At 37.5% G+C, this 21,061-nt stretch carries 16 protein-coding genes and 3 pseudogenes; 4 read left to right on the top strand and 15 right to left on the bottom strand.

The window, feature by feature from the left end:
- Positions 1-30: 30 nt before the first annotated feature.
- The 11 genes and pseudogenes from L0B53_RS03710 to L0B53_RS03660 all read right to left on the bottom strand — a co-directional run bounded on the left by L0B53_RS03710 (position 31) and on the right by L0B53_RS03660 (position 11,601).
- Entirely contained in the window at positions 31-543 is a 513-nt protein-coding gene (locus tag L0B53_RS03710) for a CDP-alcohol phosphatidyltransferase family protein (protein WP_311197291.1), read from the bottom strand.
- The gene (locus L0B53_RS03705; RefSeq protein ID WP_311197277.1) at positions 473-1,309 is read right to left on the bottom strand and encodes an ATP-binding cassette domain-containing protein; all 837 of its coding nucleotides are present in this window, start codon (positions 1,307-1,309) and stop codon (positions 473-475) included. Before L0B53_RS03705 ends, L0B53_RS03710 begins: the two co-directional genes overlap by 71 nt.
- A 48-nt stretch (positions 1,310-1,357) precedes the next feature.
- A complete protein-coding gene (locus tag L0B53_RS03700) occupies positions 1,358-2,566 on the bottom strand; it encodes an ABC transporter permease (RefSeq protein ID WP_235059126.1) in 1,209 nt (402 codons plus the stop codon).
- A gap of 47 nt (positions 2,567-2,613) precedes the next feature.
- Positions 2,614-3,012: a hypothetical protein gene (locus L0B53_RS03695; protein ID WP_235059125.1), complete on the bottom strand. Its 399-nt coding sequence runs from the start codon at positions 3,010-3,012 to the stop codon at positions 2,614-2,616.
- Between the two features lie 39 nt (positions 3,013-3,051).
- Positions 3,052-4,265, bottom strand: a pseudogene (locus L0B53_RS03690) (ABC transporter substrate-binding protein).
- 12 nt (positions 4,266-4,277) lie between these two features.
- Positions 4,278-6,437, bottom strand: a complete 2,160-nt coding sequence (lpdA, locus tag L0B53_RS03685) for a dihydrolipoyl dehydrogenase (protein ID WP_235059124.1) — start codon at positions 6,435-6,437, stop codon at positions 4,278-4,280.
- A 283-nt stretch (positions 6,438-6,720) separates the two neighbouring features.
- Positions 6,721-7,278, bottom strand: a complete 558-nt coding sequence (locus L0B53_RS03680; RefSeq protein ID WP_235059123.1) for a carboxymuconolactone decarboxylase family protein — start codon at positions 7,276-7,278, stop codon at positions 6,721-6,723.
- Positions 7,279-7,933: 655 nt separating this feature from the next.
- A complete protein-coding gene (locus tag L0B53_RS03675; RefSeq protein ID WP_235059122.1) occupies positions 7,934-8,464 on the bottom strand; it encodes a rhodanese-like domain-containing protein in 531 nt (176 codons plus the stop codon).
- Complete coding sequence (locus L0B53_RS03670) at positions 8,445-9,296, bottom strand: EamA family transporter (RefSeq protein ID WP_235059121.1); 852 nt, start codon at positions 9,294-9,296, stop codon at positions 8,445-8,447. Before L0B53_RS03670 ends, L0B53_RS03675 begins: the two co-directional genes overlap by 20 nt.
- Before the next feature lie 15 nt (positions 9,297-9,311).
- Positions 9,312-9,803 (bottom strand): carboxymuconolactone decarboxylase family protein, encoded by a 492-nt coding sequence (locus L0B53_RS03665; protein WP_235059120.1) that lies wholly within the window; start codon positions 9,801-9,803, stop codon positions 9,312-9,314.
- A 1,183-nt stretch (positions 9,804-10,986) separates the two neighbouring features.
- A complete protein-coding gene (locus L0B53_RS03660) occupies positions 10,987-11,601 on the bottom strand; it encodes a glutathione S-transferase family protein (RefSeq protein WP_235059119.1) in 615 nt (204 codons plus the stop codon).
- Positions 11,602-11,753: 152 nt separating this feature from the next.
- Between L0B53_RS03660 and L0B53_RS03655 the strand changes: the two genes are divergently transcribed.
- Together L0B53_RS03655 and L0B53_RS03650 are read left to right on the top strand one after the other, a co-directional pair.
- A complete protein-coding gene (locus L0B53_RS03655; protein WP_235059118.1) occupies positions 11,754-12,299 on the top strand; it encodes a TetR family transcriptional regulator in 546 nt (181 codons plus the stop codon).
- A gap of 377 nt (positions 12,300-12,676) precedes the next feature.
- Positions 12,677-13,123 (top strand): annotated as a pseudogene (locus L0B53_RS03650) (IS1 family transposase).
- A 93-nt stretch (positions 13,124-13,216) separates the two neighbouring features.
- Here L0B53_RS03650 and L0B53_RS03645 read toward each other — a convergent pair.
- Complete coding sequence (locus tag L0B53_RS03645; protein WP_235059117.1) at positions 13,217-15,229, bottom strand: bifunctional 2',3'-cyclic-nucleotide 2'-phosphodiesterase/3'-nucleotidase; 2,013 nt, start codon at positions 15,227-15,229, stop codon at positions 13,217-13,219.
- Positions 15,230-15,553: 324 nt separating this feature from the next.
- Positions 15,554-16,434, bottom strand: a pseudogene (locus L0B53_RS03640) (IS5 family transposase).
- A gap of 599 nt (positions 16,435-17,033) precedes the next feature.
- Here L0B53_RS03640 and L0B53_RS03635 point away from each other — a divergent pair.
- Together L0B53_RS03635 and L0B53_RS03630 are read left to right on the top strand one after the other, a co-directional pair.
- Positions 17,034-17,282: a LysR substrate-binding domain-containing protein gene (locus L0B53_RS03635; protein ID WP_235059116.1), complete on the top strand. Its 249-nt coding sequence runs from the start codon at positions 17,034-17,036 to the stop codon at positions 17,280-17,282.
- Positions 17,283-17,517: 235 nt separating this feature from the next.
- Positions 17,518-18,720, top strand: coding sequence for a multidrug effflux MFS transporter (locus L0B53_RS03630; protein WP_235059115.1), 1,203 nt, complete (start codon positions 17,518-17,520; stop codon positions 18,718-18,720).
- Positions 18,721-18,922: 202 nt separating this feature from the next.
- Here the strand turns inward: L0B53_RS03630 and L0B53_RS03625 are convergent, their stop codons facing one another.
- Both L0B53_RS03625 and L0B53_RS03620 read right to left on the bottom strand, forming a co-directional pair.
- On the bottom strand, positions 18,923-19,603 hold the full coding sequence (locus tag L0B53_RS03625; protein ID WP_235059114.1) for a cytochrome b/b6 domain-containing protein: 681 nt from the start codon (positions 19,601-19,603) through the stop codon (positions 18,923-18,925).
- A complete protein-coding gene (locus tag L0B53_RS03620; RefSeq protein ID WP_235059113.1) occupies positions 19,593-21,041 on the bottom strand; it encodes a 4Fe-4S dicluster domain-containing protein in 1,449 nt (482 codons plus the stop codon). The genes L0B53_RS03625 and L0B53_RS03620 overlap by 11 nt, the downstream gene beginning before the upstream one ends.
- Positions 21,042-21,061 lie beyond the last annotated feature (20 nt).

Here is a 21,061-nt window from a genome sequence, read left to right as displayed (position 1 = left end):
TTAAAACTCCCGAATTTTTTTAGTATCTACTTAACTACGTAATGGTCGATTCTTTAATGTGTGGTATCCTGCCCAAATACGACTAGCTGTAGTGATCCAGCATAAGATCGCAAACACCGTACTTATTATTACAAAACACCCCGGAAATAGACAAAATAGTACAAAGCAGATAATGGTTTCAGTGCCTTCTGTTAAGCCACCGATATAGTATAGAGATTTATTTTTATAGACGGGATTTTCAATGTTTTTCTTACTCGCCATAACCGCAAACGCTAGAAAACTACTTCCTGTGCCAATAAAAGCGTAAATAAGAAAAGCACCGGCAATGGCATTTTGTTCTGGGTTTGCAAGGATAAAGCCAAAAGGGATTAAAGAGTAAAAAATAAAATCTAAAGTGATATCTAAAAATCCACCACAATCTGTAATTCCTTGTCTTCTTGCAAGCGCCCCATCTAAACCATCAAAGATTCGATTAATGATAATTGCTACCAGAGCCAGGATATATTGTTGGTAAGCTAACGCGGGTAGAGCTAAAAGGCCGATGATAAATCCAATGATTGTAATCTGATTTGCGGAAAATCCAGCATGATCCAATTGCTTTGCCACCGTTGTTAACGGTGATGTAATGAGTTTGATACTCCAGCGATCTAACATGTGACACCTTCTTTTTTTCTGGCTTTAGGGCTGGCCACTGTAAACAATAGCCACTTTCTGGAATGTCTTGCACATCATGGGTTACCATTAATGTGGGGATCCCGCTATTTTTTATATGCTGAAAGACAAAGCTACGGAAAACCTGTCGTAATGAGCTATCTAGTTTGCTAAAGGGCTCATCAAGAAGAATCGCTTGAGGTTGTGAGAGTAGCATTCTCATTAAGCTGATCCTCGCTCGCTGCCCTCCAGAGAGTTGATCCGGTAATTTATTCGCATGTTCAAGTAGGGAAAGCTGCGCTAGGTGATCCAATGCAATTTGCTGCCTTTCATTTCCCTTAATCGAGGATGGAATAGCAAAGGCTAAATTTTGCCAAATAGTCAGGTGGGGAAAGAGCAGATCATCTTGGAATAAAATACCGATATGACGTTTTTCTGCGCTGATATCTAATAGCGATTTATCATTGAGAGAGATTTCACCTTGAGTGGTAAAGTAAGGGGACAAATGCCCTGCGATAGCGGTTAATAGTGTCGATTTCCCACAACCACTCGCCCCCATGAGGGTGACCACTTCTCCCGGTTTTACCGTTAAATTGATGGGCTGACAAAGTGCTCTTTCTGCCCCATTGATTGTGAAATTTTTAATTTTTAATGTCATAGCTATTCTTTATGGGCTACTAACGAGCCGAGGGAGTGATGAGTGTTTTTAAATGACTGTAATTTTTCGCTGAGTTATTTTAGGCACGACATGGCTCACCCACAATGCAAGGGAGAAAAAGAGTAAAGGTAGACCACCTTGCAATAGGCCATAAATCGCCATTACTCTTCGATCTTGCCCACTGACTAATGCAACAGCTTCTGTTGTGATAGTCGTGATACGCCCAGCCCCTAAAAGAAGCGTTGGAAGATATTGTGTCAAACTCACACTCATTCCTATGGCAAATGCAGAGAGAATGGCCGGAAGTAATAAGGGAAATTTCACTTTTAGCCATGCTTTTATTGGGCTATTCCCCAAGCTTTTGGCTACATAGATCAACCGTAAATCAAAGGCTTGCCAAGGGCCTTGAAGGGTTAAATAACAGTATGGAAATACAAAAATAATATGAGACCAAATGACCCAATAAAGATAGTCCACTCCTGGAAAATTAAGGGTAACAGCATGGAAGCCAAATAATAAAGCCAGTTGAGGCATAACAAGGGGGATCGCAATGAGCCACGTTGGGATATTTTTCCCAAGTTTGTGGCGTAATTCCTGACAAGCAATGGCACAGGCAAGGGCAATAGAGGTTGAGATTAAGGCTATGAGTAAACTACTTGCAATTAATTCGCTGGCACTTGACCACTCTTGTTGCCAAAATCGACTCGACCAACGGCTGGGAGTCAAATCTGGGTAGCGCCAGCGTAAGGCAAAAGACCATACCAGCAAGATACTCAGAGATACAATCGGTAATGAGAAGATAATTAAAGGTAAAGAGCGACCAAAAATAGGGTATTGACGACGTCCCATAATTAACCAGCTATTTTTCCGCTCAAAGAGAACAAACTCGATAGCCCTAAGTATTAATAGAAGTAAGCAAGCAATCAAGAAAAGATACAGTGCTCCCGCTGCCGCAAGTGGAAACTGAGTCAAATCGGGTTCATTTAACCATTGCCAAACAAGCGTCGCTAAAGGCGCTGGATGAGTCGGGCCGATGATCATCGTGATATCTACAACCGATAGACTGTAGGTCGCAATAGCGGCTATGGGGAGGCGAATATGTCGGATCCATTGGGGTAATACGACTTTCAACCAGCAGGCACTGGAGTGGTAACCTAAGCTGGTGGTGGCTGCCATTAATTTATTAATATTTAACTGATTAATGATGGGAATCGACACCAATAGAATAAAAAAAGCTTCTTTTAGTGCCAACGTCATGATAATACCCATCGCAAAGGGATCTTGAACAAGTAACCAGTGAGCGTTTATATCTGTTTCAAAAAAGGCATTAATAACGCGAAAAATCCCCCCGTTGGAGAGAATAAAAACAACAGTCCAATAGTAAAGGCGATGTGGGGAAGTGCGATTAACGGAGAGAGTAATCGCTCAATCCAACGCCAAGTTCGTTTTTGCCAATGAAAATAAAGCACTAAAAATGCAATAACTAGGGCTAAAAATGTACTAGAAAGGGCGATAAATAGGGCCAAAAAGGTGGCATGGGGCAGTGTTGGCCAGTTAAATAACGTTGTCCAAGCTGACAATGAAAGCTCATTAAGACCCAGTGCCGGTAACCAGCCGAGTGCAGGCGCAATAATGCCAAGAACCCCAGGAATCAAGGGGAGAAAGCAGATCATCGCAACCATAATAAAAATAATGGGGATCATAAGGTCATACTTTTCATGGCATCACAATTTATCATTAACCTACTTCCCATAGCGTTGTAACCATTCCATTTCAAGGGCGGCTTGCCAACTAGGGTGAGGCTCTGAAATTGATTTAAATAGGGTGAAACTAGGTTTTTGATCGATAAATGCTTGCTGTTTAAGTACCGATGGCTCTCCCCATCGAGATGAATCCGCTTTTCTTTGTTGAGCTTCTGGGCTTAAAAGAAAGTTAATCACCACCTGAGCCGCCTCTTTTGCAGAGCTATTCCAGGGAATAGCAAGAAAGTGGATATTTGTTAAGGAGCCTGATGCAAAGGCATAACTTTGCGCACTTTCCACCAAATTGCCATTATTGATTGCAGCTTCTGCGGCATTAGGATTAAAAGAAATGGCAATATCCAATTCGCCGTCGTCTAACAGCTGGATCATTTGAGGGCTACTTTGGGGAAACTGTTTTCCCTTGCGCCATGCCACAGGATGAAGTTGATCAAGGTAGTGCCATAATGGTTTAGTGACCTGTTGAAACATGGCTGGATTGACAGGCTGATAAAGCACCTTAGGATCCTCAGCTAATTCAATTAATGCCATCTTTAAAAAGCTAGAACCATGAAATTCGGGAGGTTGAGGATAACTGATTTTTCCTGGATGGATCTGGGCATAATTCAATAACTCCACAACGCTATTCGGTGGCATGGTCAGTTGATCATGATCATAGATAAAAGTGAGTTGTCCAACTCCCCATGGTGCTTCTAAATTATCAGTGGGCTCAGTAAAATCCTCAGTAACGGGTAATGATTTATCAACAAACTGCCAGTTTGGTAGCGTATCAACAAATGGCCCGAAGAGCAGGTGTTGTTGTTTTAAAGAGTAAAAATGTTCACCATTTATCCAGACCAAATCAACGCTACCTTGGCTATTTTTATTGGCAACTTTCTCTGCAGATAAACGATGAACTGTTTCAGAAATATCGGCCACTTTAACGTGCTTTAATGTGATGTCATATCGATCCTTTAGCTCTTTACTCGCCCAGCGCAGATATTGATTGACCTCCTGACTTCCCCCCACGCATTAAAGTAAACGGTTTCACCCCTTGCACTATTAATCTGGTGTTGCCACGCTTTTGATTCTGCTGTCGAGCTGTGAGCGTAGAAACTAACCACTAAACAGAGAAATAGGGGCAATAACGCAACGCCTTGTGATAACGTATTTTTTATCAGTGAAATACTGAGATTATTTCCAACAATCCTTGTCATATTTATAGCCTATTACTTATTCTTTTTATTTGATTGAAGCTGCCATTGATGGAAGCGTTTAACCCAAGCTAATACTTTTTCTGGGGCGTGATTACGTTTCCAAACACCTGCGGCGTATTTATTCGCCTCACTCATGGTTGGATAAGGGTGAATGGTTTCTAATATCTTATTTAACCCTAAGTTATGACGCATCGCTAGCGTGTATTCTGCCAGTAACTCTCCGGCCAAATGTCCAACAATCGTGACTCCTAAAATCTTGTCGCTATTAGGCACGGTTAAGATTTTGACAAAGCCTGCGGTTTCATCTTCAGCAATCGCACGATCAAGATCATCCAAAGAGTAAAGAGTCACTTCATAAGGAATTTGCTGTTCTTTTGCCTCTTTTTCATTAATACCGACTCGGGCTAACTCTGGTGATGTGTAGGTCACTGCGGGTAAGACTGAATAATCGGTTTTAAATTTCTTTAGTGAACCAAATAATGCGTTTACGGCAGCATACCAAGCTTGGTGGCTGGCTGCGTGAGTTAACTGGAAAGGCCCGGCTACATCACCGACGGCATAAATATTCGGGTATTTAGTTTGTAAATACGTATTGGTTGCAATGGTGCCATTACTGTTTAATTCAATCCCGAGCTCTTCTAAGCCAAAGCCCGTTGTATTCGCCGCTCGACCTAGAGCAATCATAACATAATCAAATTCAACCTCAGTAGGTTCTTTACTCTCTACGTGAACTAACCGAGCGCGCTGTTTCCCCTCTGCTTGTTCAAATTCCACTACATTATGATTTAATAAAACATTAACGTTATCGTCGAGTAAATGTTGCAGAACTACGGTAGCGGCATCTGAATCTTCACGGTTAAGTAATTGGTCACCTCGATCAACAAGGGTAACCTGAGCCCCTAATCGAGCAAAACTTTGGCTGATCTCCGAACCAATTGGCCCACCACCCAATACTAGTAATTTTTTAGGGAAAACCTCGAGATCCCAGATTGTATCTGAGGTGACATAGTGAATATTGTCTAAACCAGGAAATGGCGGAATAAAAGGACGAGCACCAGTGGCGATGACAATATTTTTACTGGTTAGGGTTTTACCATTCACGTGAACTTGCCAAGGGTTCAGAATTTTTGCCTCACCGGTGACACAATCGACCCCAAGTTCAGTGTAGCGTTCAATGGAGTCATGGGGTTCAACGGTTTTGATTACACGTTTTATCTGCCCCATTACTTGTTGAAAGTCGATATTAGAGATAGTGCTGTCAATACCGAACTGTTTCATTTTCTTCACTTCAGCCGCTGAGTGGGCGATTCGAATCAGTGCTTTAGAAGGTACACAGCCTGTATTTAGACAATCTCCTCCCATCTTATGTTTCTCAACCAACGTGACCTTGGCCTTGACGGCTGCTGCAATATAAGCACTCACTAACCCCCCAGAACCAGCGCCAATGACGACCATATTTTGATCAAACGTTGTTGGTTTTTTCCATTGGCGATAGACCTTTTGTTGCTGAAATAAATTAATAATCTTTTTTGCTACCAAAGGAAACAGGCCTAATAAAGCAAGGGATAGCAAGATAGTCGGTGAAATTAACCCACTGAGAGACTCTAATTGCCCGAGTTGTGTGCCGACATTGAGATAAACCATGGTTCCCGCTAACATCCCCAATTGACTGGCCCAGTAGTAGGTGACTGTACGAATTGGGGTTAGTCCCATTAATAAGTTAAGTAAGAAAAACGGGAAAACGGGAATAAGACGAAGGGTAAAGAGATAAAAGGCACCATCTCTTTCTATGCCTTGATTCATGGTTTTTAAGCGGTGACCATATTTCGTTTGCACCCACTCTTTAAGAAGAAATCGACTAAGTAAAAAGGCAACGGTAGCACCAATTGCGCTGGCAAATGAGACCAGAAGTAAGCTCCACCAAAATCCGAATAAAGCGGCTCCAAGGAGAGTTAAAAACGCAGCTCCAGGTAGAGACAGTGCGGTCATTAAGATATACAGAGTAAAATAAACAACACTTGATAGAAGAGGAGCATCAATGATAGTTTGCTGTAGGTTTTGTTGCTGTTGCTTTGCATACTCTAGGGAGAAAAAGCTATTAAGGTCAAAGATAAACCAACAAGCGATAACTGCAATAATGATGCTTACTATAATGAGCTTTTTACTATTCATCCGAGTCTAATTTCCCAGTGATTTAATTATTTATATTTATGGCTAAGTCGCCGTGTGAAAGTTACCTTAATGTAACTTATTGATATTGAATGAGTGCCATGATGATAAAATCCCAAAAAACTTTTTGCTGCCTACTTAGTTCAATTATTATATATAGCTATATAACGTTATTAAATCAACTCTCTACACCTAAAATAATTGGCGTGGTTAGTCGACAGCAAACGTATTAATTGCAGACAATATTCAAGTAACATTAAGTACGAAGGAGATATAAAAACCAGAGTTACTCTTTATGACGGCTCTCAGTCGGTAATGAACAAAATCCGTGAGCGGGAACATCAAGAGCCGTATTAAACTTGGCTGAGAGGTTCTGAAAGGCAATCAAAGCGGTCAGCTCAACAATATCTTCATCGCTATACCACTGCTTTAATCGGCTAATATCTTGGTCTGTAACCTTATTTCCAGTAATGCTCATCGCTTCTAAGTAGTGGAGTGTTGATCGCTCTTTTTCATTGAAGAGATCACTATTCTGCCATTCAGCAAGGGCGTAAGCTTGTTGTTCTGAGCCGTAGCGTTCAACCATCTTTTGACCATTGGTATCAATACAGAATGCACAATCATTCAATTGAGAGACACGGACACAGATTAGTGAACGTAATTTGGGGTCAATAGGTGATTTCTTTCGATCAAGAAAGCCAAAGAAGATGGCGACTAACCAAAAAAGAGTGGGTTTCTGTCCCCATAAGAGAGCGGGGTTTAAGACGGTTCCATAATGACGTTTTTGCAAGTAAAGAAGTGGCTTAACAGTCCAAGAGAGTCTTTTTTTTATGGCGATACGCATTGAATTTTTCCTAAATATCAAAATAATATTACTATTAGATTAGTGATAACTTACATCAAGATAACTTTCACACAGCTACTTATAATTCTTTTCGAGGTTGCAGATTATTAAATTTGCATATTCAAGTTGATTAAGAATAAGATTTATCCATGCGGCTTAATGAATGACTTACAGCTGCAATGCGTATAGTCATATCAATATCCTTATCTGTTACACCTGAGTTCCTTAATTGTGAAGCATGATTTTTAATGGATATAAAACCACAATTTATCAGGAATATAGAAATACAAGCATAGTGGTAAGCTGAAGTGTTTATAAGAATCACCCAAAATAACTTACACAGATCAGTGTAAATTATTGTATAAGCTTTACTGGTATAGATCAATAGGATTGATGTAAATTAACAACATCATGGCTGAAAATACAATCTGACCATTCGCTGTGGGTCGAAGAGCTCGGTGCTTTACTGATACTCCCTCTGATGTTCAAGTGAGTACGACATGATATGGCTTAACAGCCTTGGACCTGACTCTTACCTTCACACACCCTTATCAGTAAGCTACCGTACGCAGAGACGGTCGAAGCAATAGAAGTGCTTCTACCATAGAATCTAACCAAAGCCTAACGGCTTTGGTTCACCCCTTCTATACTCCGACTAATTGGCACTTACTCTCAGAGCATCCAAACCACCTTGTATATTAGTGAGGTTGTAATGTTTACTACGGTTTATCCAAGATATTGCAATCAAAGAACGATACCCACCCGCACAATGCACATAGTATTCAAGATCTATCTTTGGATTTTTTCCATTTAAGATTTCTGACAGAGGCATATTTTCAGAATTTTGCAATTTGATTTTATGTATCTGAGATCTTTCACGTACGTCTAAGATTCGACACTGTTGTAGGTGTTTCCGTAAATGAATAGGTGTAATGTTGGACATACGCTGTGTAAACAAGCTTAAATCATCAACTACAGTAAAGTTTTCATAATTCATCTTCTTCAACTGATAGCTGATTTCACTGAATTGACTCAATTCAACAACTAGACAGAATCGGGTGCTTGGATCAGGAATAACCTGCTTGAGCCAGTATTCAAAATTGCCTTCTGAGTAGCCGACAAAAACACTACCGGGTACATGAGCTTTAATGAAATCCTCAGTATTTCTAGTATCTATGGTGAGCATGATTTAACGAACTCCTTTTAAACGATGATATTAAGATTGAGACAAAGATAATGCTCAAAGCGTACTTCTGCCCATCAGAAACAGGGGTATGGAAGAACCAGATCGCTAATAAGAAATGGAGCGTTGGTTCAATATATTGAATTAGACTCATCTTGTTTAGTGGTATTTTCAACAAAGAAATTGCCACTAACAGTACTGGAATAAGCTGCAGTGGTGCAGTACCGGCTAGCAATAATAAATCAAAATTAGACATTAGGCTTTGAGAGTGCATAACGATATAAATTAAAGCAATAGGCATATACAAAACATGTTCCAGTAATAAATTACTAAAAGTCCCAATATTCATCATTTTTTTTAGTGCTATATAGACAGCAAAAGATGAAGCTATAAATAGACTTAAAACAGGGAAATGACCATCAGAGAAGGCATAGATAACTACAGCTGAAACCATAAGTACCAATGAGATTACTTGGTTTAGTTTGGCCTTTTCCTTAAAAAATACGTAACCAATTATAGATACAAAAATAGGTGTAATGTAAAAGGCCAATGACGCTGCCATTAGATTATCGTTGACACTAGCATAAACAAAGCCATACCAAGATATATTCATGAAAAAGCCTGATAATAAAGCCAATCCAACGTTTTTTTGAGTAAGTTCTTTTTTACTCGGCATCCAGTTAGTCTTAACACATCCAATAATAATTAGGATAAGTGCTGACCAAAATACACGGTGAGCGAGAATTAATAGTGGTTCGTGAGGACCTAACTCATGGAAGTAGATGGGGGCTAATCCCCATATTACAAATGCGAGAGAACCTAAGAATGTATACATAATTATGTCCAAGGGTTACTCTAGTATAGTACCTAAGATTTTTAGGGAGTGACTCACTGCAGCAATACGCATTGTGGTATCGATATCCTGATCAGGAACGCCTGCTGCTTGTAACTGAGTAACGTGTGAACGGAGACAAACGTAGCCGCCGTTAATTAGAGATACAGCAACACACGCGTGATGATAAGCAACATCATCTTGGACATCTAGTTGAGGGAAATCACGGAAGTTAAGTGCCTCCAAGGATCCTCCTGAACCAATAGATACAAATTGACGTGCAACAAAGTAAGGGTTAGTGACGCCCATACGTGCAACAGCGAACTCCACATCTCGCTTTTCTAGTTTAGAAAGAGTTTCGATTTCATTTGAAATAAGATCATGAACGTAAGTACTGCCTGTTGTAAATACTGCAGCCCATGCAGCATAAGAAATCGCACGATTATCTGTTTTTAATAGTTTTTTTAATAGAGCAACTTGATCAGCTCTTGATTCAATAACGTTGGACATAATATTACCTCGTAAAGATTTAAAATTAATTAGCAGTCTGGAATACAGTTACTGCAGCCTTCTTTTGGAAAGTTACACGCTCTGGATATCTTGTTAAAATCTCTTAGAGCGATTCTTCATACCTCTTCAATCACTGGATGATAAAAAGGTATATTGAGCATTTTAAGAACAATCATATTTTGTTGGTGTATCCATACTAATAATTAAGCAATGTATCCAAAGCCGAATCAAAAAATTTTGCAGCAAGAAATTTATTTGAATTAAATTCACCGTAAACATTCATTAAATATTTATTGTGTTGTATGACTCTCGCGCATCCTTGATTCACGAAAGACCTTTAACCGATAAAAAATTACTATGATATTAATAATTTATTAGTTCACAGTATGTTTGACCAATAGTACCTATTTGAGGAGCGGAGAATACGATACCGGTTGTAAAGTGACGTAGCTCTGATTCGATATCAGGGTAACTATTTATGTTAGCTCCAGTTATAAGTTATTACTCTACGGCTTCATTCAGTAAAGGCTGTTGATTACTCTCATCATCTACAATATAAATATTTATATTGTGCTTGAATTAGCCATTAGTACGCCACATTCATCAAAAGCGACATCTACATTTTGAATATCGACATTTTATCGATGACCTATTGCCGCTAATGGATCATCACAAATAAAAGTTTTAACTTCACCATTTAAGTTTATATGAGCTATTTCAACTGCAACATTGTCTTCATTTAATTCAATTGATTTAACTTCAACATTTCCAGTGATATCACCATCAATCTTAATAATGTGTTGGTTTACATACTTAAGTAAGCACTAAAAAGTTTTCGGGAATTTGCTAGATCTTCATAATGGCGCTCATTCAATATCAATAAGTTACATTAAGGTAACGTTCACACGGCTACTTAGTATAACCAATAAGACACTCTTGGCCTGGAATCGTATTAACACAACCCCAACAAAGCGTCACGTTCACTTTTCAAGTCGATCATGATTTGGCGACCATCAACTTGATACCCACAATGGAGGAAATACCAAATCTTTCCGATATTTCCAATTGATACCCTCTTTATAGTAGCAACATCACGGTTAAAGCTCTTTTCATAATAATGCCGATAAGTTGTAGGGAGTCATTTCTCTTATGAGTAATGACTCTGTAGGATGCGCCTAAAGACTTACAACAAGGTAGGTACAATAAAGCCTTCAGAGGTCTTAATTTCTTTCATCCATCGTTGAATATTTGGATGATTATCTAAAGAAAGGCCAGCTTCTTCGAAGTAAACTAATGTAGAAATAACAGCAATATCAGCAATAGTGATGTAATCAGTCACTAAGAATTTTGACTTTGCAAGTTCAGCATCAATTTGAGTAAAAAGATCATAAGCAAGAGATGAGCAAGCAGGGTACTCTGCTTCATCAATCATTTTAAAAGCCTTGATAATCCGGCCTTTTTCCACAGATTCGAATAGCTCATTTGCAACCATAGATAAGTAAACATCTATTTTCGCTGCAACATCTAATTCTTCTTCAGGGTACCAAACATTGCTTTCATTAGAGCGAGCCAAGTAACGAATAATTGCCATTGAATCGGAAATAACCAGTTTTTCGCCCTTATAGGAGTTAACTAGAGCAGGAACCTTTCCGATTGGATTAATTGTTAGATAAGACTCAGACTTTTGTTCACATGCCATTAAATCAATATTAATAGTGTTGAATTTGTAGCCTAGCATTGAAGCAGCTAAGCGAGCACGGTACGAAGGCAGTGAGTATGGGAAGCTATATATATCCATTATTAAACCTTATAGTTAAGTTTTTACACAGGTCGGTGTAATTGAATATTACAAGCATCCACTTAAACATACAAGTGATTTGTTATACCGATCTGTGCAATATTAGATTTACATGTTATAATTGGTTAAAAGAAAACAATACAAAGATGATTATGAATACAACTAAACGCGATCATTTGATTGATAGCTTCATTGCATTGGTATCTGAGCAAGGAATGAATGCTTCGGGTGTAGATTCAATAGCAAAATACGCCAATGTTTCCAAGAAGACGATTTACAATCAATTTGGTAGTAAAGAAGCTTTAGCGGTGGAAGCACTAACTAAATTTAGTAACAGGGTACAAGCTAACTGGAAGCGAGATAAAGTTGATATAACAGACCCTAAAGAGCTGTTTTTACGGTTTTTCACAGAGTTAGAAGAGATCATTAACGCCGGTTTGTTTCATGGATGTATCTTCGTAAACATGTGTCGTGAATACCCAGAGCTCGAACATGATATCCACATTGCCGCAAAGAAGCACAAGCAAGCTGTGCAACATGAGCTTTTGTCTAGGCTGAAAATAATGGGTTGTCAGGATAATGAACAGTTGTTACATATCGAGCTTATTTACGAAGGGCTTATATCTAAATTACTAGTTTACCAGGATGTTAGAATGATCCAGTCAGCCAAATCGATGGTGTTACAGATTATCGACTGAAAAGAAGAGCTACGCTAAATGTTATGGTCAATCCAAACACTTTTTTAATATTTGTTGCTCGAATTCTATTGGTGATAATCTACCATTAGACTCTCAACTTATTTAAGTTTGATACAACGAAGAAGATAAGCATGGCTCGGAAGAAAAAGAATCCAGCTCTGAACGATGAATCGCTCACTGCTTTTAAAGTTTGCGATTAAAATGCTCTAGCCTTAGCCTAAACGGGTAATAACCACTAACTTATGAATAAAACACTCAAATTTCATATAGATATTTAACCAATGCCTAATTATGAAACTCCACATCAAAGAATTCATCATGACGCCAACCAGTTGATTCTATGTTAAAATAACCTCTTACCAAGGAAGATAATACACATGGCTCAAATAGATGTGGTTTGTTGGTTTTGTCATCAAACAAAACATGTACGAAAGCATAAAACAGGCGCTGCAGGATTTCAACGTTTTGTTGTTTAGCGTGCCAACTCGATTATGCTTATAAAGCTTGGGAGCCTCGCTATAAACGAATTATTGCGCATGCCTTTGCCAAGCGTAATAATGAAGTATTCAAAGACTTACAAAAATTACTAACACCTTATTTAATAACATTTAATTGTACTGATAATTTCAACGTTTACTCACCACACTTGCCAGCCAATAAGCATATTATTGGTAATATACTATATACAAAGAATTGAACGTACAAACCTCACTGTAAGAACACGGATTAAATAATTAAACAGGAAAACTATCTGTTTTTTACGGTTAGCATTTATACATGATAAAGTTATTAGAACATTTATTGACCGAGAGCACTATCATTAATCAACAAATTGGAGTCATGACCAAAAGATAGGTCTATCAAGTTTAAAATGCTTAATAGACCGAGTCTTTAATCAGTATCGTAATTCATTAATCTTATTGAAGATGTAGACGATAAATACCAAAACCAATATTATTATCTTTAACAAACTCAGTTGGGTTCACTGAATGAGTTTTGATATAACTTTTTGCATTTTCACTTGGTGAACTTTCAAATTGAATATCAAGGTTTTTATTGCTTTGAATTGGAAGTAATCGCCAGTTATTATCTACTTTTGTATCAACATAACCTTGCTTCTTACTTTGCTTTTCAATGTAATTAGTTAATACTTGTCGATTCTGATCGGGAGCAGAGAAGACAATATGATCTTTACCTGTTCCTGCAAAATTACCTCCACCAAAGGCTCGATAATTATTAGTTACGACAATAAACTCTTGTTGTGGATTAATAGGTTTTCCTTGATAAGTCAAATTAACAACTCGATGACTATTAGGATTTTTTAACTTACAATTATCATCAAATCGAGCAGGTTTGGTGACATCAATTTGATAGTTAATCCCATCGATCACATCAAAGTTATAGCTACGATGATTCCAGTTGATAAGAGATTGTATTTCGCTACTTTGTGGATCAATTTGATTGTACATACCAACACTGCACTCTAACCAATTACTTACGTCCTCACCTGTCGCTTTTACTGCAATTAAGATATTAGGGTAAAGATAAAGATCTGATGCATTGCGGAAAGTTAACACGCCTTTTGGCATAGATGTATAACTTGAAGGATCATTTTTACGTCCACCCACCTTAAATGGAGCCGCTGCAGATAATACAGGAAGCTTACTTAATTCTTTATCATGTTTGAGAGCATTCTTTATATAATCTGTTTGTGCGTTATTAACTATCTGAATGGATGGATCATCTTGTACAAACGCTAAATAACTATTAATGTCACTATTGCTCTTGCCAATAGTTTTATTTAAATACTTGATTGTTTCTAAATGATCTTCTTTTAAAATCGTTTGTGTTTGTTTATCAGCTTTAACCAAGGCTTTATTATGCTTTTTATCATAAATAGCCTCCGTTGAGCCACGCTTATCAATAATTGACCATTTATTTCCATCAGTTAATTTTAATTTATAGTCAAGGATACCAATATGATCACCATAACGACCAGGCATAACGGATGGGATGCCATTTAATAAGCCATTTTTAATATCTGCACCAGGAATATGGCTAAAGTCAGATGAAGGAAAAACAGCATGAGCATGACCAAATAAAATACCATCGATACCTGATACTTTAGATAAGTAATAAACTTCATTTTCCATCAATTTATGGTAAGGATCATCATTAAGACCTGAATGTGGAATAGCAATAATTAGATCTGCGCCTTTCTTACGCATTTCAGGTACATATTTTTTTGCTGTATCGACAATATCTTTAACGACAACTTTTCCCTTCAGATTTTTAGCATCCCAAAGCATGATTTGAGGCGGAACAAAACCAATAAAACCAACTTTAATACTCTGCTTATGTCCCTCACTATCAATAACAGATTTATTTTCAATAATATAAGGAGTATATGCATGCTTTCCAGCGCCACCCTGTCCATTATCAAGATAGACATTGGCATTTATGTAAGGGAAATTAGCCTGATTCGTTGCTTGATGCTGATATTTCAAACCATAATTGAAGTCATGATTCCCTAGGTTACCAACATCATAGTGTAATGGATTCATTGCTTGATAAGCAGGGAACTTTTCACCATGATCAAGACCTCGATCTGCTGCCCAATCACCCATCGGACTTCCTTGAAGTAAATCACCATTATCAACCAGTAGAGAATTATCAACCGCTTTTCTCGCATTTTTTATCAACGTCACTGTACGAGCATAACCGAAGCGAGCAGTTGGTTTATTTTTATAATAATCATAATCCATAAAATTCATATGGATATCACTTGTTTCTATAATACGTAAGTCTACTGTAGATGCACTTTGAGCAAAAACAGCTGGAGATATCAATGTAAGAGTTAAAAAAGAAGTGGTCAAATATCTCGAAAATTTGTAGTTTTTAATTTTGTTAGCAGATTGTAACTGTTTCATAATTACGCCTTGATGATAAAGAGCAACAAATCATATTGTTTTTATACTTTCATTCAATTCATTATTCCTTCTTAAAATTAAAACAAAGATTCCATAATTAAAGACCATTCCCTCAAGTTAAATACTTAGCTGATGTTACGCAGTTGATGTGCGTATCTCTCGCAAAGCCTTAAGTACTTCTTTTTGAGCTTTTATATAAAGCTTCGTTTTTAATCCAAATGTAGTTAAGCCTTTTTTAACACTTAACCCTTCCAATTTGGCCATTGCTAACGGCGTTGTTGAGCAAATCAATAAAGGGCGCAGTTATCCTGCAGAACTTACCTGCTAGCCTCTAATAGGCATGCCTAGCCCTAGGATTTTATTAATTACGTTGACATTCACCAGCGCCTCACCAACTTGAGCGTTATAAGCCCTCAAACTTAATGTACCGCTAGTTAGCCCTTTGTATAGGGACATAGCCGTCTCTTAAATTGAACGGTCGTGATAACCAACATTAGTTTCCCACAGAGCTAGCGTATTGTATTTAAGTGACTCGGCTGCTTTATTCCTTGGGTGTCCTTTTTCTCAGTAACCCGCACTTTTCTAGGAGGAATAATATTTTTGCAGCCCTTAGTCTGCAATACTTCATGGCACTTTTTAGTGTTGTAAGCACCGTCTGCTGATACGGAATGAACCTTTCTGCGAAGTGGGTTCAATAAGGCTGGCAGGACTTCACTATCACCAACATTCACAAGGCTGACTTCTGCGCTAATAATGTCATGAGTATCAACGGCAAGATGCAGCTTACACCAAGTTCTACGTTTTTTTGCCCCATGCTTTTTCACTTTCCATTCAGCTTCCCCAAAGACTTTCAGATCATTTGAATCAATAACGATGTGGCGAATTGAGCCTGTAGATTTATTCTTATATTTTACCTGAACGATCTTTGAACGCTTGCTGGTACTCGTGTAGTTAGGGGAATGCAAAGGGAGGTTCATCAATGTAAATATAGAGTCGATAAAACCTTGAAGCATGTGTAGCGGTAGAGAGAATACTCCTTTAATCATCAAGACTGTTTCGATAGCGGTATCAGAAAATTGGAAGCCTCTACCATATTTACCATGATGGATCTTACATTACCATGCCTCAACAGCGGAGTCGTCAATCCAAAACGTCACTGAGCCTCGTTTGCATAAAACGAGGTTATATTCACTCCAGTTAGTTATCTTCTTTTTCGATTTTCCGACAACTCAGTTTCATTCTTAGTATAACCTCAGCAAGGAAATGTCCCTCTCAAATATCACCTAACTCATGCTAAAAATATAAATGATTATATTTATATACATCAATATCGACTTGTATTGACTATAGCTTAAGCGGACAAAAACCACTCTAAATGCGGTAGTTTTAGGTGCTAATAAAACAGTCAAAAATTTCAGATAAATATTCAATCAACATCTGATAGTGAGACTCCATATTAAAGAATAACTCCCCTATCTTTAACTTGGATATTCTCAACACCGATCATCTTATACATGCATTTTTATAACAGAGTTCTAAGCACAAAAAATTACCAATTCGCAGTGTAATCGATTAAAATAATTGCATTATTAAATACATTTTCGACTGTTTAATTTTATCTAAATAAAATGGCTTTATGGTGACAGATATTGTCGCCGCCTATTATTTAAACAATTAAATATTCATCTTAGAATCATAATAACTTACTGATAAAAATAACATTAATAACTAAAAACAGATATTTAACATTAAGAATAATTAAATCTAACTGTCTTGACATGGCGGGGGTCGGTGATTCGATTCTATGAGTATTGCTCGTTCTTTGGCAATAAATGGTATGGGTATTGCGCTGCTTCCTCATCATTTAGCAGTAAATTATGAATCAACAGGTGAGCTTGTGAAACTTTTTTCTGGTGAATGGTTTAAAAGCGGTAATATGCTGATTTTGTATAAACAAAATAGCCAACTACCTGAACGATTCAAAATATTTATCCAAGAGTTCAAGCAATTTTATCAACGCTATGTTCATAATCCTCGTCGAATTGAAGATTAATCAAACAGCATTAAAACTGCAAACATATCGATGATATTTCTATTTTTTCAATGATTTTTTTCGTTTAAGTTGGCAAATAAAAAGTAATTCCATTGCTTATAATACCTAATAATATAAACCTATTTTTTACCCAAATGAAACATAGAAAGAATTTCCAAATATAAGGTTTCTATTTTCTACATAACATTATTATGCATTCATTAATATAATAGGCTCAATTCACTCTGGAGCGATTATGAATAACAAAGCATTTGCTGTCCTCATGGCCATTATGATATCTATTGCACCTCTAGCAATGGATGGCTATATCCCTGCATTGCCCGATATGGCCATTTTTCTTCATAAAGATTTAAGCCTTGTTGCTACCACTGTCAGTATTTTCACTTTTGGCATGGCAATAGGACAACTTATCGGTGGACCACTGAGTGATAAATATGGTCGTTATCCAATGATATTAAGTGGCTTACTGCTATATATCTCTAGTAGCCTGATAATCACTATGGTTAATCATTTTCCTAGCATATTATTATTACGATTTACAGAAGCTTTAGGCGGCGGCTTTGTTATGGTTTGTGTCATGCCGCTTATCCGATCTCGAGTCTCTGGTAATGAGGCTGCGAAACTTCTTTCTCTTATTGGTTTAATTACCGTTATTGCACCGGCTATTGCTCCCTCTCTAGGCTCTTTGATTTTAATGGTAACAAACTGGCATGGTATCTTTTATTTTTTAGCTCTTTATGGCTTTTTTGCACTTTTTGCCATTTATCGATATTTACCGAAAGATAATTCTCGAGCAAAAGATAATCAGTCCGTTATTCAACGATATAAACATGTATTAGAAAACAAACTCGCCTGTCGGTATATGTACATACGCGGAGCCTCATTTAGTGTCCTATTGATTGTATTAACCAATGGATCATTTATTTATCAACGTCATTTTGGTTTATCACCAACACAATTTTCAATCGTTTTTTCTTTAAATGTTGTGGCGATGGCAATTATTAATCGTATCAACAATCGATTATTAGATACGTGTTCATCTTATTATCTCTTATCAAAAGGGGTTAAATTACTATTGGTCAATGTACTATTAATGATTGTGTTCATTTACTTTAACGCCTCTATTTATCTTATTTCCGCCACGATTATCTTAACGGTTGGCTCATTAGGTATGATATCGCCAAACTTAAATGCAATCTTCATTAGCTACTATAGTAAAAACACCGGATCAGCCTCTGCATTAATGGGCGCATTTCAAGCCTTAACAGGCGCTTTAATTGGTGCTCTTTCGACACTTCTTAATAATGGTACGTTATGGCCAATGGTTATATCGCTATTACTTGTCTCTATTACTGCAAATATCATCCAACTAAGAGCTAAAAAGGCGGAAGAGAACGTTTATGAAAAGTCCTTTATCCCAGCAAATTTTTCTGATTAAAAGGTTGAAAATACGTATATACCCAAAGTAATTGGAGTTGCTATGAATTTAGTCTTGTTTCAACACTACCCGTATTTCTATCCCATGATAGTAAAATCAAAGAAATAAGAACGTCAATTACATGAATTTATTATTGAACTAAAAATATTTGTTAAAAAAGGCCACTTAAAGTGGCCTTCTAAGTATTATATAAATAATACGTCTATTTTTTCAATTTCTTATACCATAACGGGTGATGCTTTTTAACTTCTTCCATAGGAAGTTTGCCATCACGAAACATTGCCCTAAATGCTTTACGATTCATTGGTAAGGTAGCAAAATGAATATGGAAAATTAGCGCTATAATCATCCCTGCAAATGCGACAACATGGAGTAAACGAGCAAGGTCAATATAGTAGTGTCCCATTAACATGATACCGCTAATAACAAGTCCGGATACGGCTGAAATCATCGTCCACGTCATCAATTTTTGACCCATATTGAATTTACCAAATTTAGCATGTTTACCTTCAAGGTATGCAATATTAAGTTGTTTGACTCCTTCAGCAATCGTCCCACCTTTCTCTGGGAATATATGCCAATTATTGATCTCTTTTAGCATCACAACCGCAAACGGTATAATAGTAATCATGAAAAATATAGATATACAACGGTGCAACATTTGAGCAAAAGCTATTCCATCTGAATATGTGGTTTCTTTACTTGTTAAGACACCATATACCCATTGATAAAACTCTCCTAAAAAGGAAAAGCTTGTAGAGAGAATTGGTAACCCCGTTAAAATAAATAATGCGACAAAATGAATTAAATGAATATGGAACCAGCGTTGCCAAGAGTTAAAGGCAATGACATTGTTTTCATCAATTAGCTCTTTATTTTTCATCGGTATCACCTTTACTTTGTTCAACATTGTTCTCTTTAGCTTTTTTTGCTAAGTGCACTCGATGAGCTGCTGTGACTGCAATAGCTCCTGCAACACCAACGGCAGCCCCAGCTTTTGTTAGGTCACGTAATGTCGATTCTGTACTGTTAGGATCTTCAATAAGAAGATGTTTACCTAGCTCTTTTTTATCAGCTATCGTAATTAGGCCAAGTTCACCTACATTATTGTTTACGGTATCTAAACCATAAATTAACTTACCTTCTTTATTTGCTTGTGCCTGTACACGATCCTGTAAGTCCTCCCTTGAACCAAAGGATAGGGCTTGTTGTGGACAACCTTCAACACAAGCTGGACGCAAACCGGCTTCCGTAAGATGGCTACAACCGTGGCATTTATTCATGGTGGCGGTTTTGTCATTGTATTGAGGAATATCATACGGACAAGCCATCGCACAAGTTCCACAACCAATACATTTCTTTTCATCAATCACAACTTGACCACCTGGACGACGAGAAATCGCATCAGCAGGACAATTATCTAGACAGTTAGCATGTTCACAATGCTGACAAGATTGACGGAAGTAATGTTCTATCCCATCAATAATTTCTTTTTTAATATTTAGATAAGTAACATTTTCAGGAAGTTGATTGCTATTCCGGCAATCTGCTTCACATTTTGAACAACCAATACAGAGTGAGGAGTCAAATACAATTGCATCCGTAAATTCCGTTTCTTCTATCGTAGTCATCGGAATATAGTCACGAATATAGAAAACTTTTTCACCGATATTTAAATCAGGATTCAATGGTTTAGCATTGTATTTTTTAATTAACTGACTAACTTCACTGTTGATATCATCAAGGTCACCAACGACTCTAGCCCCTGATGGACATGCATCGACACAGGCAGGGTTAACCCCTGCTCTTACACGATGGGCACAAAACGTGCATTTCTCAATGGTATTCTTTGGGCGATGAAGTGGATAAACACTTTCGGTTTCAGGATTGCCAAATGGAGAATATTCTTCTCCAGTCGTTTTTCGCATTTCTACTGCTGAAAAAACACCTTGAGGTAACAAAGGTTGCTTATTATTCCATGAGCTCCCTGTTGCTTCTTCATTGAAATGAATCACATTGTAAGGACAATGAGACATACACGATTTGCATCCGATACACTTATCAGAATCAAACAGAGTCAGATCATTTTCATCTTTATAAAGTGCATCTTTAGGGCAATTTGCAATACATGGTGCATCTGAACAGTGATTACACATGGTTGATGTGTATTCAAATTTTACATTAGGGTATTGGCCTTCGGTTGTGATGATTTTATCACACCAGTTTTTATCTGGATCTGTATTGTTTTCTGTCTTACATGCAAAAATACAACCTGCACATCCGACACATTTTTGGGTATCAATTACCATTCCATAACGCATGGTTCACCTCTTATTTTTTA

Source organism: Vibrio sp. SS-MA-C1-2 (genome assembly GCF_021513135.1).
In the GTDB taxonomy this organism is placed as follows: domain Bacteria; phylum Pseudomonadota; class Gammaproteobacteria; order Enterobacterales; family Vibrionaceae.
The sequence above is the reverse complement of the archived record's forward strand: the minus strand, read 5'-3'. Positions and strand labels throughout refer to the sequence as shown.